This window comes from Acidobacteriota bacterium (assembly GCA_026393755.1).
Classification (GTDB): domain Bacteria; phylum Acidobacteriota; class Vicinamibacteria; order Vicinamibacterales; family JAKQTR01; genus JBAXOX01.
On sequence record JAPKZO010000005.1, the window covers coordinates 103,078 to 121,119 of the forward strand.

The following is an 18,042-nucleotide window of genomic DNA, read 5'->3' on the forward strand; positions in this document are numbered from 1 at the left end:
GGGACACCATGGTGCTTAACGAGGGGTGCAATAGACCAGTGACTGGGCGTTCCGCTCAGGCCGTTGGAGCGTCGGCGAAGGGGATGCAGAGTTCCGAGGTGAAGACGGAACGACTCTGGGTGTTCGTTGCTTCATCAACTAAGGGTTGGCCCTTCGCCGTGGAGTTGCGGCTGCTGCCTCACGCCGAGCTCGGGCTGAGTGTCCAGTGGTCGAGCCGGGGGGAGGCACATCCGAATACTGCGACATTGCCATCGAGTCTCTGAAGACTCCGGCAGCCGAGACGGACTGTGCTGGATCCCGCGGATTGAAGCACGTGGCGACCATGACGAGCTGGTATTGAGGCGCGTGACGGCATGAGGGTGGAAGCGCAGAAGTTCAGCGTCGGCGTGATCGACTTCTTCTGTTTCCAGGAAAGGCAGTCACATGGCGAACTCCGCGATGAATATCGGAATGAACGCCAGCGGGCCGGAGGTGCAGCGGGTCCAGGGTCTGCTGCGCTGGATCGGCAACGACGTTCCACTTACGGAAGCTGCCGCCAGCGACTTTGGCATTGGAACGCACGATGCCTTGCTCGCTTTCCAGAATGCTAGCGGTCTGACACCCACAGGTATCTATGATGACGCAACGCTTGCCGCTCTGACGAAGACTGCAACCAAGGCTTCTGGCAAGCATTCTGTCGTGGGACGCATCTTGCTGCGAAACCGTCCCGCCCAGAAGGGGCTGCGGCTCCGACTCTACCATCATGCGTTCGGTGCTGCACCGGTCATGCTATGCGATTGCCTGACCCAGGAGGGCGGCTACTACTCCCTCGACTACCATCCGCAACCGAAGCCGAAGAGGGTGGGCAAGAATCGCGTCTCCGCGCAGGCTGAGCCCGCGCAGGTCTTCAACACCGAAGTACGGTCGGTTCGGGGCAACGGCAGGAACCAGAGGGAGTCCTCTATCTCGGAGGTACAGCACAACGCGGCCAGGTATCTGGTGCTCAATATCGAGCTGATGGGGCAGGTCCAGCGTCCGACGACCGAGTACGAGAGACTGAAGGAGTCCCTCGCCCCGTACCTTCCGAATCTCGACGCACTTGCCAACCTGCACGAGGACGGAAAGAGGAGCGATCGCACGCTGCTCTCCAAGTCGGCGCAGGTCAATCGCGCATTGATCACGCAGGCCGCGATGGCGGTCAAGCTCAAGGCGGATACAGGCATGAAGGTCGAGCCGCTGTACGCCCTCATGCGCTCTGGGTTGCCCGGCGAACCTCAGCGCCTGTGTATGGTCGATCCTCGAACGGTGGAGGAGACACTGACCGAGGCGGCAGCATCGGGCCAGGTGGCGCTAGGCAAGGGCGGCGTTCGGGCTGCTGTAGAGGCATTCACGAAGTTCGCGCAGAAGACGTTGCCGACACTCAAGTTGCCGGGCTCCAGTGCGAGCTATGCAAATCTCCTTAAGATCTCCGGCTTGACGCCTTCTCAGCAAAACACCTTCACCCAGACCTACTTCACGCACAAGGGCGACGACGCCGCGCTCTGGGAATCGCTGCAGGACAAGCTTCCGGCGCCACAGATCGAGGAGCTCAGGCTTCAGGGCAAGCTGTGCTTTCTCACGCTCAACAACCTCACGCTCGTCGAGCGGCTGCAGGCGGAGGCAAGGAAGGCGGCCGCACCGCTTGGTCTTGCCTGGCTGGCAGACCGCGGGTACGACGATGCCGCCAAGTGGGAGACCCTGGTCGCCAAGGTCGCCCGCGAGGAGGGCAAGAAACAGGAGGACCTCGTTCCGCCAGGCTTTCCGGGCGAGACTGCTCGGGAACGCGTCCGCAGCTATGCCGTCGAGATGGCTGCGAAGGTGCGCGAGAGCTATCCGCTGCAGGCGCTGCGGCGAAGGATCCAGGGGAGAGACCCCGAATTGCTCCTCGGAAGGAGCCGCAAGGAGCACGACGAGATCAGCGGCCACGTGGTCGATTTCCTCACCGACGCCGAAAGAGCGGGGTTCGAGCTCGGACGAACCGCGCTGGGGCGGTTCCTCAAGGAGAACGAGGGTTCCCTCTTCAAGAGGGTGGCTCCGACACGAGAGCTGCGCGCCGAGATGATCGCGGGCGAGCGGAAGGACCTCGACCGGCGCGCGGCCCTCCGCTTCATGCAGGCCAACTGGAAGCAGATTGCACGGGAGATGTTCAGCGGCCTAAGGGGAGGAGAGGCGAAGACAGCCAAAGCGGCCGTGACGAAGGCACTCCGGCGCAGTGACCTGCAGCGGCTGACCGTGTCTGGCTTCCTCAAGAAGGAATCGAGGAACCCGAGATTCGCGAAGGCCATCGGCGGAACGGCCAATGCGGCCAGACTGCGCAACTCCCTGGCCGCGCTCGTGAAGCAGGAGCAGGCGGGATTCGGGGGACGGGCGGAGGCTCGGTTCAAGCGCCGCGTCGTGGAATGCGTGAAGACGCTCGTACGCCTTTCACAGATTGCCCCCGATGGGGAGGTGCTTCAGGTGCTCTACAAGCTCGGCCTCCACTCGGCAAGGGAGGTGAGCGCGTTCTCTCCGCAGGTATTCAAGGAATCGTTCCTGCGCGAAGGAAAGAAGCTCGCCGCATTCAAGCAGGGACGGGTGTCGGAAGAACGCCTGGCGGGCCTGGCGCAGTTGGTGCAGCGGAAGGCCGCGCTAATCCACGCTACCGCTCTCAACGTCGTGGCGATCGCACAGACCCTGGAGGGTCCCTCGGCCGCCGCGGTTTCCGGATCTTCCGGGGACCCGACGACGGGCTCGGGTGAGGGTCTTGCGACGGACAATCCGCGCCGGATGGCGATGCAGCAGCTCGTTTCCCAGTATCCGACGCTCGAGCAGTTGCTTGGCTCGACCGACTTCTGCGAGTGCGAGGACTGCCGGTCGGTCTTGAGCCCGGCGGCGTACTTCGTTGACCTGCTCCGGTTCCTCGAGCACGCGGACCCAAATCCCTACGACAGTACCAATGAGTCCTGGGCGGGTTTCACGCAGGGCTGGAAGGAGCGGCACGGCGGCGCACCATATCCCTTTACGAGTGTGGAAAGGCTCGAGACCTGGAATTCCGCGCACCCTGCCGACCCCCCCCTGGTGGAACTGACGCCGTACCAGATCCTCCTGAGACACAGGCCGGACCTGCCCCACATCCCGCTCACCTGCGAGAATACGCACACGGCCCTTCCCTACATAGACCTCGTCAACGAGATCCTCGAGTACTGGCTCCTCAATCCCGAGGCCGCGGACACCCCCGAGGACGACCTGATGCAGTCCTACGTCAGGTACGACACGGGGCAGGCCACGACCGCGGAGTTGCTGGCCGAACCGCAGAATCTCCTTCCCGATGCCTATAAGAAGCTGCGCGACGAGGACTGTTATCCCCTGGCGTTACCGTTCGACCTCTGGCTGGAGACAGTGCGCCTCTTCTTTGACCACTTTGACACTCCAATGTGGAAGGCGCTGGAGGCCTTCCGCCAGGTCGATGAGCTGGAACTGTTTGCCAGCGAAGAACCCCGGCAGTACTACCGGGCGCAGATTTGCGCAGAATGCCTGAGCCTCTCGCCGTCGGAATACGCGATCTTGACAGGCTCGTCGGGGCACGGCTGGTACGAGCTCTACGGCTACGCGTCGCCCACTGTGGCTGGCCGCGAGCTGCGCTCGGCGAAGACCCTCTCGCGGCGGCTCGGCGTCACCTACCGCGAACTTGTGGACGTCGTCAAGACGCGCTTCGTCAATCCCGGCCTGCCGGACCTCGGCCTGCTCTGGAAGCTCGGCGTTGAGGTCGGGGATGCAGTCCGGTATTTCGAGAACCGCAGTACCGCTGCCGCTCCCGGCACGTCGGAGTACGCAGGGACACAGCGCCTATTCGAGGAGCGGCTCGCAGAGCTCGGCCTGAAGTACCAGCAGTCCTTTGCGGCCCGCCACACAAGTGCCCAGGAGGAACTGGAGAAGCTCTGGCCATCCAAGTTCCGAGAAGCCCTGGTTCTCCGCGACCGGCATGGCTTCGATCCGCGCGTCGTGCGCTGCGACTTCGGAAACACCTATCTAGAGTACGCGGATTCCGAGGCGGCGGAAGACCATCCCGCCGAGAGCCTCGATTTCCTCCGCATCAACCTTTTCGTAAGGCTGTGGCGCAGGCTTGGCTGGACCATCGAGGAAACCGACATGGCACTGGCGGCCTTCTGGCCGAAGGCCTCCCTTCCCGTGACCGAGGACAACCGCGCCGACGCTTTTCGCACTGCGCTGTTGTACTTGGCGCATTTCAAGTACCTCGCCGAAGAGCTCAATCCGGGGAAGGACGGACTGCAAAAGCTGATCTGCCTGTGGTCCGATATCCCCACGTCGGGAAGGGCGTCGTTCTACGCGCAGCTCTTTCTCGCGCCGAGCCTTGTCCGTGAGGCAGACGCGGACCCCATATTTGACGACCCTCTCGGCGAATACCTCCAGAACCCTGAGGTGAAGATGGAGGGACAGCTCGCCGTGCTCCAGGGCGCGCTGGGGCTAAAGGACGGCGACGTCCGACGCGTGCTCGAAGATGCCGGCCTCGACCTGGCCACAGAACTGACGCTCGCCAACGTCTCGCTGCTATACCGCTACGGCCTGCTCAGCAAGTTGCTGAAGCTATCCATCAAAGAGCTCATCACGCTGAAGGCGCTGTCGGGATTGAATCCCTTCAAGCCGCTCGAGGTTGCTCACATCACCAAGCTGGACGACGACCATCCGTTCCGCCAGACCATCCGCTTCGTTGCGGCGGCTACAACAATCAAGCAAGGCGGATTCAAGGTGGAGGTCCTTGACTACCTGCTTCGTCACCGCTTCGACCCGGTGGGCAGGTATCGCGGGGAGATCGGCGCGATGTCGGCGTTTGCCCGGGCGACCGCGCAGGGGATCCGAAACATCGACGTCCAGGTCCAGGCGCTGGAAAACCCGGCCGCCGTGACCGATGACCTGCTGCTGGAAATGATGGAGCTCTACCTCAGTCCCGCGGCCGCCAAGGAGGTCTTCGACGTCCTCAAGGGTGAGAAGCAGGTCGTGGCGACATGGTCAACCGAGTTGTCCGAGGCAAGCAGGGCGCGCCTTTCGCTCTTCGACGGGGAAGCCTCGATCTCGGCGCACTACGACGACATCAGGGGCGAGCTGCGGATGACCTGTCGCGGGATACTGAGCCGAGAGCGGCTCAAGGCGCTCAGGAGCTCGGTGCAGGCTGGTACCGAGGTGGGTAGTTTCCGCGTGCGGTTGAAGGAAATGCTCGACGAACTCGCAGAGAAGTCGCGCCTCGCCTTCGCCGAGGCCGTGAAGATGATCCTCGACGCCTTCGAGAACGAAGCGCTCGCCGATGATGTGGATCCCGACGAGAAGCTCGACTCGGAGGCATTCCCCGGCCTCTTCTCGGGCAGGTACCCGTTGCGAGCGAGCTACGACGAGGCCCGGCGCGTGCAACGCTTAGGCTACTACGGCGTCTTGCTCGACGAGCAGAAGGCCGAAATTCTCCAACTGACGGAAGGAAGCCCGGTGGAAGGGGTTCTGGCACGCCTGCTCGACGACGTCCAAACGAAGGGCGCCGTCGTTGCCCGATCCGTGATCCAGGCATGCGTAGGACGTGCTGCCGCCAATCAAGAGTTCGCGGCGGGTCTTCCGATCAGGGCAATCGACAGCCTCGACCCGAGGGACTTCGTCCTCGAGCCCGCGGTATGGGTATCCTTCATACCGGATCCGGCGGATGCCGCGCAGGGTGAGCAGCAACTCTCATATCGTGGGTTGCTCGGCAACGCCAAACGCGACGACCTGGTTGACGTTGCTTCACACCCGACCGTCGCGGCGCGGCTTCTCGGGAAGACGTCTTCGGAAGACGTGTCGCCTGCCAGCGTGCAGACCCAGGGCAAGCTATTTGTCGAAGGACTTCGCGCTGGTGTTCTCGACGCCATGGATTTTGACGGCATCTTCGATGCCCCGGAACTCGGCGCCTTCCCGCAGACCTTGGAACAAGGCAGGGTGGACCTGTGGAAATCGGTCTCGGCAGTAGTACGCCGGAGCCTCATCCACCGGTTCGCGGCCGAGAGCCTGGCTTCCACTTTCGCCGCAGATCCGGACACGACCGCTTTACTGCTTGGCGATTCCACCCTTATGGCTGACCGCGAGAACAGGCCGGTGCTCGACTCCTTCTCCCGGTTCCCAGGAAGTGGGATGAGCGCGACCTACTTCCGGTCGGATTCGGCGACGCAGGCGACCCGAATCAATGACGATCCGCTTACCACCGCTTCGATCGACACCACTGAGCTTCACCCAGGCACCGCGGAGACATTTCGGCCGACCGCCGCGAGAAGCGCCCGGTTCGAGGGATTCCTGGAAGTGCCCAGGAACGGTGCCTACCGGTTCTTCGCCTTTGTCGAAAAGGAGGCAGCGAGCGTTGAGTTCAGGATCGATCTGCAACCCGAACCAGTGGTCGTGGAGCATACCGCCGAGACGGATGCCGACGAGGTGGGCGTACTCGTCGATCTCCACCGGGGCGTCCCTTATCGCCTGAGCGTTCTCTTCAGGAACCTCGGCAATGGCGAAGCGCGTCTCGAGGTGCTCGGCGAGAACCTGCCGCGCGGCCCGTTGAGTCGTCTCACTCTCTATCCGGCGGCCGCGATCGAGGGGTTCGAGCGTGCCAGGATCCTCATGGGCAAGGCGCTGCAGATCGTCCGCACACTCGAACTCAACAGCAGAGAAGCGCGCTATCTCCTCAGCCACAGGGACGATTTCGACGGGCTCGACTGGGGTGCGCTGCCGATCGAGCAAATGGCTGCGGACGCGGCAGAGGACGAGGATCTGCCATCACCACAATCGCTCTTCGAGCAGATCCTGCGCGTGATCAACTACGCCCGCCTGAAGCGCGAGATAGCAGGCGGCGAGGATGAACTCATCGGCATCTTCGAATGCGTCGAGAAGAGCGCGCGCAATCCGTTGCGCGAACCCGACGACGCCAGCCAGTCCTCCAACGCAGACGCGGACGCACCCTGGAAGCGGATGGCCGACCTGACGCAACGCAATCCTTCAGTCGTACGGAAGATCGCGACCAGGTTCGGCCTCATCGATGCCAGAACCGTGTCGGTGAGTAGCGAGCTGGAGCTCAAGGCCCGGGGCGATTTCGCCAACGAGAAAGGGCTTTGGAGGATCTGGGAAGCCTTGCAGATTGTCGAACGGTTCGGCTTGTCGGCCGACGAGCTTTTCAGAACGATGGCCATCGTCAGTGAGGGCGAAAGCGGCTTCCCGATCGCGACACACCTGCGCTCTGCCGTAAGAGCGAACTACGATCCGCAGGCTTGGCTGCGCATCGTGCAGCCGATATCAGATCGTCTCAGGCGTATGAAGCGCGATGCGCTGGTCGCCTCGGCTATGGGCAGCGACCCGGAACGGTTCCCGACAGCCGAAGCGCTGTTTGAACACTTCCTGATAGACCCGCAGATGGAGCCGGTGGTACGAACCTCTCGCATTCGCCTCGCGCTGGAATCGGTGCGCAGGTTTGTCCAACGTTGTCTCGACGGCAAAGAGCCCTGGGTCTCGCCTGCCGCCATTAATAAAGACCAGTGGGCTTGGCGGAAGCACTACCGGGTCTTCGAGGCAAATCGAAAGATCTGGCTGTTCCCACAGAACTGGCTTGAACCTGAGTTCCGGGACGACAAGACGCACCTGTTCAAGGATCTGGAAGCGAGTCTCCTGCAGGGCGACGTGACCGACGAACTGGCGGAAGATGCCTACTTCGCCTACCTGAAGGGGCTTGAACAGATCGCCCGACTGGACATCGTCACGACATACATGGAGGGGAAAGACGATCCGCGTCCAGGAACGCTACACGCCATCGGCCGTACGCATAACCCTCCGCACAAACACTTCTATCGCAGCTACGACGGCTCCGAGTGGACGCCTTGGGAGCCAGTGCCGGTTGAGATTCAGGGCAACAACCTCGTCGTGATCGTCTGGAAGCAGAGGGTGCATCTGTTTTGGCTGACATATATGGAGCGGGCAGTTGAGGACAACAACAGCGGGAACAAGGCGTTTGAAGACATGGCAAAGTCAGTCCCCAGCCAGATCTCGCGGAAGCGCATGGACGTACAGCTCAACTGGTGTGATCACTTCCAGGGTGAGTGGGGCTCGCAGCAGGCAAGCGGATACGTCGACCCGGACTTTGGCCCGGAGTTGTCCGTCTACGACACCGCTTCAGCGTCGGTCTCTGCCGCGAAGGAAAGCGCCGACGGTGCGGTGCTTATCCGTTTCTGCCTGAACGGAACACTGAACGTCGGCGCCGAGTACATCCCGAAGTCGGTGCTCAACGTCAGCACCTTCGAGCAATGGTACTCGGTCACCGTTCCGGTTGATGCGGCAACGCTTGCATTGGAATGGCTCTCGCATTTCTGGGATTCGTACCTGAAGAAAGTGTACTGCGGAAGCGTGCAAGTCCCTGACGTCGGCAGTTGCTCCTACTACATCGATCTCGAGATATATCGAAGGGTCGTTTCGGAACAGGGGCGCTCACCCGACAGGTCCGAAGTCGTGTTTGTCGTGGTGCCTGCCCACAGGACTGCCTTCGGCGAATGCGATTACACCTTCGGCAAGGCATTTCGCCTCATGAACAGGAACTGCCCCCCGGAATTGGTGCCCAACCCCGCTTGGCCCTGGATTCCTTATCAGCACAAAGGCCGCAAGTTCGCAAGGTACAGCGTCGGCGATCCGCTCAAGATCGACCAGCAGGAGATTCTCACGAAGTTCGGGATGCCTACTCTGCCGACAGTCAGGAGCGCGCATCGCGCCAGTCTGACATTCCCGGACTACTCAGGAGTGGACTCGGTAGACTCTTCGGAACAGTACACCTGGGTGCACTCAAAGCCCTTCTTCTATCAGGACGGCTCCAACGCGTTCTTCGTCCAGCCAAGTCATGACAAAGGCCTGAGAGAATTCAACGGCTGGGCGCCGAGGTTTCGCCTTGACGACCCGTTCATGCTGAAGGTGATTCGATGAACGGACCGCAGGAGGTACGATGCCACGAATAGCGCGGACTCAACGTTTCCTGCCGGGGACATCGGAGCCGAAGCCAATCGCAGGTGATGTCACTTTCCGGTTCTACCCCCATTCTCATCCTTTCGTTGACAGGCTCGTCGCGCGCCTCGCCGGTGCTGCCGGCGCGCGAGTTGGCGGCGTTGCCAACGTGCAGGAGGCCGACACCGGTAACACGGAGTTGATCCTGGTCAGGGACGAGCAGGGAGGTCTTGCCACGGCCGGCAAAGGAATCCCGGTGAGAACGGGCGACGGCAAGTACGGCGTTCTGCCCTTCGGCGTACGTGTGGCGCTCCCGGCAGATGTTAGGCTGAGTCTCAACCTCGAGAACGTACCCGTACGGATGACCGAGGACATAGCGAGAACGCTGCCCGCGGGGACCAAGGTCACTTTGACCGGGGTGCATCTTCTGCGGCTCTTGACGTTCAACCCCGAGCTCAAGTTGGCTGGAGCCAGCACGACCCTCGGACTCATGGCTGGGACAACGCTCACGTTGGTCGAATGGCAACCGCGGCCCGAACTCCACGAGCCGGTCTTCTCGTGGCTCGGATACCGTCCGTCCGCCCTCGTTCGGCCGCCGTACCCGATGAGGGAGCTTGCGTTCGACCCGGTCGGTCCGGCAAGTGGATATGCCGTTTACAACTGGGAACTCTTCTACCACATCCCCCTCGCGGTCGCGATTCATCTCAGCCGGAATGAACGGTTCGACGAGGCACAGAAGTGGTTCCAGTACATCTTTGATCCGACCGATGATAGCGATGGCCTGACCCCCGAGCGCTACTGGAAATTCCGGCCGTTGCGGACCACCGACACGCGAAGCATCGCAGACATCCTCGTCAATCTCTCGACCGGCACCGATCTCGCGCTGAAGCAGCGGACTGTTGAATGTATCCAAAGGTGGATGGCGAACCCATTTCGCCCGCACCTTGTCGCGCGCTTCCGTCCCTCGGCCTACATGCACAAGGCCGTGATGGCGTACTTGGACAATCTCGTCGCCTGGGGAGATAGCCTATTCCGACAGGATCGGCCGGAAACCGTCGATGACGCGGCAGACCGGTACGTCGAGGCGGCGGGCATTCTGGGACCCCGACCGCAGGTCGTACCACGAAAGGGCAAGGTTGGACCCGCCACCTACGCGTCGCTGAAGAGAGATGCGCGCGAGTCGGGAAGAGCGTTCGACGCCTTCAGCAACGTCCTGACCGAGATTGAATCCGACCTCCCCTTCGCCGGCGTCACGACGGAAGCGGGATCGGATGGCGCGTCGATCGAGCAACTCGCCGGGGTCGGCCGGGAAGCGCTCTACTTCTGTGCACCTGCGAACGAGAAGCTGATCGGCTACTGGGACACGGTTGCGGACCGGCTGTTCAAGATCCGCAACAGCCTCAACTTCGCCGGCGCCTATCGGCAGCTTCCGCTGTTCGAGCCACCGATCGACCCGGCTCTGCTCGCGAAAGGCGTAGCGGCGGGGCTCGATGTCACCGCAGTCGTCGCCGGACTGACCCAGCCGTTGCCTTTGGTGCGATTCCAGTACCTGGCACAGAAGGCGGCCGAGCTCTGCCAGGAGGTTAAGTCCCTAGGCGCAAACCTGCTTGCAGCGATGGAGAAGGAAGACAGCGAGGTCCTGGCGATAATGCGCGCGCAGCACGAAGGCACCATCCTCGCGCTCTCCGAGTCCGTGAAGTACGCCCAATGGCGAGAGGCGGCGAAGTCGCGCGAGGCCCTGCGGCAGTCGTTCCGTAACGCAGTCGAGCGCTACGAGTACTACGAAATGCTGCTTGGGGCGAAGGAGGGCGACATCCAGATTGTCGACCCGGACGAGCTCGACCTGTCCAAGGACCGCCTGGCGAAGATGGATTTCGAGTCCAAGGAGCCTGATCTCCCGCGGCGCGCCATCGAGATGGACATCTCGGAGAAGGCGGGCGGAACGACTGGCGGCGAGATCGAGACGCTCAGCAGCTACGAAGTGGAGGAGCTCGAGAAGCTCGCCGATGCACAAAGGTCGCAGGACACAGCGGCAGCGCTGGACACAATCGCTGCGGTGTTGCGCCCGATCCCGACGATAGCCACCGATATCAAGCCCTTCGGCGTTGGTGCCGGTTTTAGCATCGGCGGCGCGGACATCGCGGCTGTGCTGCAGATTGCAGCTGGTATCTCACGAGCGGTGGGCGCCCACCGCGGCTATGAGGCGGGCCGCGCCGCAAAGATCGGCGGCTACGCGCGCAGGCAGCAGGACTGGGCGCTACAGAGCAACCTGGCCGCAGGGGATATCAACCAGATCTACCGGCAATACGTGGCCGCATGGATCCGCGAGGCAATTGCCGAGAAAGAATGGCGCAACCACAAGAAGCAGATCGAGCAGAGCAAGCGCATCGAGGAGTTCCTCAAGGGCGAGCGGGGCGGCAAGAACACCAATCAGGCTCTATACGCTTGGATGAAACGAGAGCTGAAGGGCGTGTACCGGCAGTGTTACGAGTTCGCGTTCGAGGTCGCCAAGAAGGCCGAGCGCGCGTTGCAGCATGAACTGGGCGACAAGAGCCTCGCCTTCGTGCAGCCCGGATACCTCGGCGGGAAGGAAGGACTGCTCGCCGGCGAGAAGCTGCACCTCGACATCAAGCGCATGGAAATGGCGCACAGCGAGTCCGCACACGAGGCCAATCTGTACCTCAATGCAAGCCTGCTCGAACTGGACCCTCTGGCCGTCATCCAGCTGCGCGCCACGGGCCGCTGCACGTTCTCCGTTCCAGAGGAGCTCTTTGACCTCAACCTCCCTGGGATGTACTTCCGCCGCATCCACTCAGTCGCGTTGGGCATTCCGTGCGTCACTGGTCCCTATACGGGTGTCAACTGCACGCTGCGGCTGATCAAGAGCCAAGTCCGCAAGAGCGCCGTGGCGACTGAGGGCTACGCGCGCAACGGGGACGAGGATCCGAGGTTCGAGGACGACTACGAACTCGAATCGATGGTCGCGAGCCGAGGAAGCAACGACAGCGGACGGTTCGAGCCCGAGCGCAGCACCTTGGACGGCATCCAGCGTGGGCTATTCGAAGGCAAGGGCGCCGTAGGCGACTGGCAGCTCGAGCTGCCCGCCAACCCGAGCAAGGGGGAGCCGAGGCTCTTCGACTACGACACCATTTCCGACGTCGTGCTGCACATTCAGTACACGGCGCGCGACGGTGGCGTGCAGCTCAAGACGGCGGCGGCGGAGAACGTCAGGGTCGCGATTGAAGAGGCACGCGCCGCCGGCTCAGTACGGCTCTTTTCTGTCCGGCACGAATTCTCGTCCGAGTGGGCGGCATTCAAGAATGCCACCGCTGAGGATAACGGCTTCAAACTGGCCATCAAACTGGATGAGGTGCACTACCCGTTTTGGAGCCAAGGAATGCTCGACGAGGTGAAGGCTGTCAGGCTCTTCGCGAGCGGCCTGCACAGCGCTGTGAACGTCTTCGAAGACAAGCGTGGCGGAGACGCCATCGGAGTCTTGAAGAAGAACGCCGTGCTCGGTGGTATTCATGAGTGTGAACTCGACAAGCTCCCCTCAACCTTCGACGGGCCGACCGGGGAGCTGGACCTCTACTTCAAGACAAACGCTATGAGCGAGCTGTGGTTCGCTGTAACGTGGCGGAAAGTGTGACTTGGGGAGCTCCGGCTGGTTTGTCGAAGCCGACGAGGAGAAGCCTTCGATCTCGGGGCGATCATTTGGAGCCGGGCCGGACCACTCCCGCTTGCAGACCGTAACGTCCCAACGGCCGTTCGCTTAAGTTAACAGGAGCGTATTCTCCGCCGGGCGGGCGCCAGCGGTCCCAGGGGGTTATGCCCGACGAACTCGAAGAGTCCGCACGAAAGGGCGCTGTCGTTGTGCTGGCCGGGGCGGGGGTGTCGGCCGGGAGGCCGTCTGCGCTTCCCGGGTGGAAGGCGTTGAATGCCGCCATTGCGTCCGCACTTTGTCGGCGACTCGAATCATCCGTCGACAGGCCTGGTTGGCTGTCGAAGCTCATGCCGGTGATCGCGGCGGAGCGTGACGCCGACAGGTTCCCTCCCGACTACCAGGCGCAGCTCATCGAGGAGATGTGTGGAGACCGCTACTTCCGCGCGCTCCAGTCTCTCGATGTCGATGTCGTGAACTCCTCACACGACGCGATCGCCGCGCTGGCGGCCGGCGGCGCACTCAGAGCCGTGGTAACGACGAACTTCGATCGGCTGATCGAACGCGCGCTGCAGCAGCGTGGCGTAGCGTGCCTAGTTGCGTACGACGATGCCGGATACGTCGGGATGCTGGAGCGCCTCCGCGCCGGTGGTGGGCCGTTGCCCGTGATCAAGATCCACGGATGCGTGAGCGATCACCGGTCAATGATCGACACGCTCAAGCAGCGCAAGTTGGGGCGCTCGCAGCACCTCGTGGCCTGTCTGAACGAGTTGTGTGCCGGCTACTGGGTCTATGCGGGATTCTCGGCAGACGACCTGGAAGCCGACCCGTCCTATCTGGGGCTCGTGGCCGGTGCGCGGAGGAGCGCCGGCGCGACCTTCCTCGTGCACCCTGGCAGTTCCGGCCCGCGCAGGGGCGCGCAGATCCTTAAGGAAGCGTACGGGACGAACGGCCACTTCGAGATTGCGACGGTTCCCGGCTACCTCGCACCAGTTTGCCAGACCCTCGGCATATCGGAGCCGGTGTGGAACCGAGAGGAGACGACGGCGGGACTCGCCAAATTCGAGGAGAACCTGAAGAAGTGGGCGCAGGCTCTGTCCCCCGTCGCCGCTGGACTGTGCTTGGCCGCGCTCCTTGAGGCCATCGGACAGGCGGACGCTGCCGTACGCATCCTGGATCGCCTCGTCCGGAAGGAACTGTACGAAGAGAGGGGCACAGCCGACTACTGCACGATGCAGCTCCAATACGGACGGCTCGGCGCTGCGTGGGGCCGGTTCGTCGCTGTGCCCGACATGAACGGCGCCCAGAGCAACGCCAGTGTCGAAACGACTCAGAGCCTGTTGAGGCTCCACGGCAGTGAGGCCGGATTCGCTGCGGCATCGTGGCTGGCGTGCCTATGGCTCTGGCTAAACGACGGCCACCAGGCCAGCGTCATTGCGATCACCCTGCTGAGGGGAATCCTCGAGGGCAAGTGGGAAGGCCTTCAGCCGCGATCGGATGAGGAGCTCGCCGACGCCTGGCTGGCTGCGGCCCAGGTTTGCGTCCTGAATGCGAACGAGCGCATGGTGTCCATTGGCGTGGCCACCGCTCAGAGGGCGCTGGACGGCGCACGTCGCAGCGGCGACGTTGTTCGTGCCGCTCGCGTCGTCGCCGTCCACGCCCTGCTCCTAAGCGCAACGTCCGAGGACGTTCCCGGACTTCTCACGGCGGACGATGCCGAGTTCGCGGACGCCGTGCGAGTGGGTGACGGTTTTGCGCTGGGCATGCGCGAGCTGGCCATCGGACGCTGGCATGTCGGAGTCGGCGGACTCGCCATCGCACGTGAAGCGAGCGGCGAATCGGTAGCACAGGTCGCGATCGCGCATCTGGAGCAGGCGATATTGCACTTCCGGAACCAGGGAATGGATCCGTGGGTCCTGTTTTCGCTCATACAGCTGGCGAAGGCTCACATGGACCTGCGCCAGTTCGATCAGGCGCAGGCTTTCGTGGACCAAGTCGCAGAGGGGCTCGAACGCTTTCCAGTTCTGGCCACCCACTTGCACGAGGCCATTGGGCAGGGACGCATGATGTGGGGAGACGTGAACGCGTTAGAGAGCTTCCAGTCGGCGCTGGATACCGCGGAGGAGAGCGGTCTTTTCGCCCGGCGCGAGACGCTGGCGCACTACCTAAGTTCAGGGCAGAGGGAATAACCTGGAGGATCGGAGTGTCTGAGCTCGCGCGAGGATCGCGCGATGCGGATAGAAATGCGCCACAGCAAACGCTCAAGGTGCCTGGGAGGCCGACCGGCTCTACGACCGAGTGTCCCCACGAGTAGGTGTTCTGGCTACGGTCCGAGCGCGCGGGGGCGAGTTTGACGTCTCCACGATATCTCCACAACCGGGGTCGATTTGAGAGGACCAGGGAGAACGCGGGCGCACTCGGAAGACGGCGGGTAGTTTCTTTTCCAGCAAGCACTTAGACCAGAAGTCGGACGCCATCAATGGGTTGCGAAAAAGGTGCTCCTGAGAGTTCGACTCCCGCCGCCTCCAGACTTCGCTCAACCTCGGCTTGCCTGAGCCTCGGGTGAGCTTCGTCTTGGCAAGCCACCTGACACGCGAAGTCTGTCTCGCCGAAGCAACGTGAGGATTGCATCGAGCCGCAGCGTTGCGAAGGTGGACCTCCCCGCTGACACCGTCCGGCTGCCTTTCCACTGACCAACTCTTTTTCTATCAATGACTTGCCTTTTCGAGGACGCCATCTAGAGGCAACGCGTCTCCACAATGTCTCCACAACCGGGGTCGACTCCAGGGGACTCCGGCGACCAATTCGTGTTCTCTGTCGCCGCAGGTCTGGGGCTGAAGTGCGTGGGCCGCGTTGAGGTCGTGGCTCGAGTCGTTGGGCTCGAATCCCCTCTTTCTGGCCGCGCAGGCGATGGTGCGAGGCTTGCCGTACGTGGACAACCGCATCACCTGTGCTTTGTAGAACTCAGGGTTCTGAAATGCCGCAAGGCGACGCAGTCTGTCCCGGAGACCAGGGTTCAGACCCTCCTTCGCGATGTAGAGCTGATTGCCGGGCATTACCTCCATCGTCTGCGGCAGCGGTCCGACAGGAGGCGGGGCCTTGTGGTGACGCGAGGGTGGCGCCGTCCACCGAATCGAGCCCGACATCCCGCCGTCCCTCCATTGTCTCCGTCAGCAGAAGCGAACCGAGTCGGCGAGCCAGCGCGACAGGGATGGCATTGTCGAAGAAGATCCAGACGGGTCCTCCGCGACCGGAGCGGGACTGGGCTCACGCGATGAAGAGAGCGGTGTCGGATCGCCGTGCTGTCTTGGCAGTTTCTGCCACCGCTCGCAGACCTCCCGATTGAGATTTCTGCCATCCTTCCCCGCGGGACGATCAACTTGAGTGTGCAGGAGACGCACCAGCGTGCGGCGTCAGGCCCCGGCCACGTTGATCATTCCTGCATCTCGGCTCATGACGATCCTCCGCCTGTCCCAGGATTCCGGGATGGCACGCTCGGTGCTTTCTGCACGGGCGGACTGCATGCCGCTGGTGGCCACTGCAGCACTCATTCGAGGAGGAACCATGTCGACAGCCACGATGACCGCCAGTTCTTCGGTGAAAGAGATTCGAGGCGTCTACAAGTATTGCGACGACTGGTGCGAGTACTGCCGTGTCACAGCCCGATGCGCGTCCCATCGCGTCAAGCGGGAATGGGAGGCGCGGCGCGGAGCCGCCGCCCCTATGGACAGGAAGGACCTGATCGCTTTCACGCGCGAGGTCGCGGCGGCGGACGGCGATACGACGCGTGGCCTCGATGCCGTGTTGGCCGGAGACGCCAAGCGAGAATACCAGCCCATCCTCGCTGACGAGGAGATGGTCCGTACTGCGAATCAGTTCGCCGTCGGTGCCGCGTTCCTCTTGACCAGAACAGGCTGGAGACCGCCCGCGTCGGGTGTTCTTGGCCGGCCGCCATGTCCCCAAGAAGTGCTCGCCTGGTACCACGTCTTTCTCGCGGCACGAGCTGGTCATGCGCTCGTGGCCGCCGCGCGGGCCGATCGCGGTATCCTCGGCGAGCTGGAGGATGCGCAAGGCTCTGCGAAGATCGCGCTCATCAGCATCGATCGCTCCCGCGCCGCGTTGGAAAAGCTGGCTGGCGTCTCGCACGGTAAGATCTGCCGGCACCTGATCCAGATGCTCAACACTCTCGCGGCCGGGCTCGAGGCGCGAATCCCCGGGGCACGGGAGTTCGTCCGTATCGGCCTGGACGCCCCGGTCGTATGACGCGGCCTGGTAAGAATCGCGGCTCGCGGGCGCGGGCCATCACTTTCTCGATTTCCTGTCGTATCGGAGCAACCAGTCGTAGATCTCCCGGCCCGGATAGATCTGCCAGTGGATTGAGTGGCCGATGTCGGGTTCGGCCGAGAATCTCAGAATCCGGTTCCTTCCCTCCAGCCTGGTGACGATTCGCTCCGTTTCTCCGAACGGGACGACGGTGTCCAGCTTCCCGTGGAAGGCCCAAATAGGCATGTCCACCAGTTTGTCGATGTTCTTGTCGATGTAGTCCAGATGGCTCGTGAATCCGCTGATCGGGGCGATGGCCGCGACCGTCCCGGGATACCGTGCGGCGATGTACCAAGTGCCCGAGCCGCCAAGGCTCGGCCCGGTCAGGTAGATCCGGTCGGCGTCAATCCTGTACCTGGCGGCCGCTTCCTTGTAGAAGTTCTCGAACCAGTCATCTGTCGACCACCTGAGATGCTCCGGACATTGCGGGGCGAGCATGATGAACGGGAACTCCCGTCCCCTGTAGACCTGATCGGGAATCCCGGATGAGTACAGCTTCTTCAGATCGGTCCCTCTGTCCGAGCCTCCGTGCAGGTAGATCACGAGCGGCCACTTCCTGACGGCATCCGCCTCGTAGTCCTTCGGGAGGTACGATTCGGCGCAATCACCCGCGCGTCTTCACGATGGACGCGTGGAGTTCCTGGAAGAGACGCAGCACTGAGTCACCCAACTCAAACGGGTTGATGCTGAATGCGAGCAGGTTCATCGACGTCATGGTCGCGCCAGGCGCCGCGATCCGTTCGATGCACGCCGAGCCCGCCTTGCACATCAGCAACACATGGGCTCCGCGGTCGTTATCGATCGTGATGCTCTCGATGTCCGCGAGCTTGAACGTCATCATCCCGCCGCCGGCATCCTTTCGGACAACGGTACCATCGGCGGAGAGCTGAAGGACTGGGCTGTTGTAGCACGAGGAGGCGAGGACAGCGTTCAGCTTCTTCAACGTGTCGGCCGTCTGCCCCAGAAGCGGGGACCCGGCCGCGGCGACCATGCACAGACTCGCCGCAATCAATGCCATTCGGCGCATCGGATACCTCCTTATCGGTTTACTCGGCGGGCTG

General features: G+C 62.7%; 5 protein-coding genes and 1 pseudogene. 4 read left to right on the plus strand and 2 right to left on the minus strand.

Annotation, left to right across the window (positions count from 1 at the left end; translation table 11 throughout):
* The first annotated feature begins 678 nt into the window (after window positions 1-678).
* The 4 genes from NTV05_01660 (at window position 679) to NTV05_01675 (ending at window position 16,921) form a co-directional block, all read left to right on the plus strand.
* Window positions 679-8,979: a neuraminidase-like domain-containing protein gene (locus tag NTV05_01660; protein MCX6543101.1), complete on the plus strand. Its 8,301-nt coding sequence runs from the start codon at window positions 679-681 to the stop codon at window positions 8,977-8,979.
* 19 nt (window positions 8,980-8,998) lie between these two features.
* Window positions 8,999-12,646: an insecticidal toxin protein gene (locus NTV05_01665; GenBank protein MCX6543102.1), complete on the plus strand. Its 3,648-nt coding sequence runs from the start codon at window positions 8,999-9,001 to the stop codon at window positions 12,644-12,646.
* Window positions 12,647-12,825: 179 nt separating this feature from the next.
* The gene (locus NTV05_01670) at window positions 12,826-14,847 is read left to right on the plus strand and encodes an SIR2 family protein (protein MCX6543103.1); all 2,022 of its coding nucleotides are present in this window, start codon (window positions 12,826-12,828) and stop codon (window positions 14,845-14,847) included.
* A 1,375-nt stretch (window positions 14,848-16,222) separates the two neighbouring features.
* Window positions 16,223-16,921 carry a hypothetical protein gene (locus NTV05_01675; GenBank protein ID MCX6543104.1) on the plus strand — a complete coding sequence of 233 codons (699 nt, stop codon included), beginning with the start codon at window positions 16,223-16,225 and terminating at the stop codon, window positions 16,919-16,921.
* Between the two features lie 39 nt (window positions 16,922-16,960).
* Here the strand turns inward: NTV05_01675 and NTV05_01680 are convergent.
* Together NTV05_01680 and NTV05_01685 are read right to left on the minus strand one after the other, a co-directional pair.
* Window positions 16,961-17,560: pseudogene (locus tag NTV05_01680) on the minus strand (dienelactone hydrolase family protein).
* Window positions 17,561-17,585: 25 nt separating this feature from the next.
* On the minus strand, window positions 17,586-18,008 hold the full coding sequence (locus NTV05_01685; protein ID MCX6543105.1) for a hypothetical protein: 423 nt from the start codon (window positions 18,006-18,008) through the stop codon (window positions 17,586-17,588).
* Between the last annotated feature and the right edge of the window lie 34 nt (window positions 18,009-18,042).

Coding starts and splice junctions, on each gene's coding strand:
- NTV05_01665 (MCX6543102.1), top strand. CDS start 8,999: ATGCCACGAATAGCGCGGACTCAACGTTTCCTGCCGGGGACATCGGAG.
- NTV05_01670 (MCX6543103.1), top strand. CDS start 12,826: ATGCCCGACGAACTCGAAGAGTCCGCACGAAAGGGCGCTGTCGTTGTG.
- NTV05_01675 (MCX6543104.1), top strand. CDS start 16,223: ATGTCGACAGCCACGATGACCGCCAGTTCTTCGGTGAAAGAGATTCGA.
- NTV05_01685 (MCX6543105.1), bottom strand. CDS start 18,008: ATGCGCCGAATGGCATTGATTGCGGCGAGTCTGTGCATGGTCGCCGCG.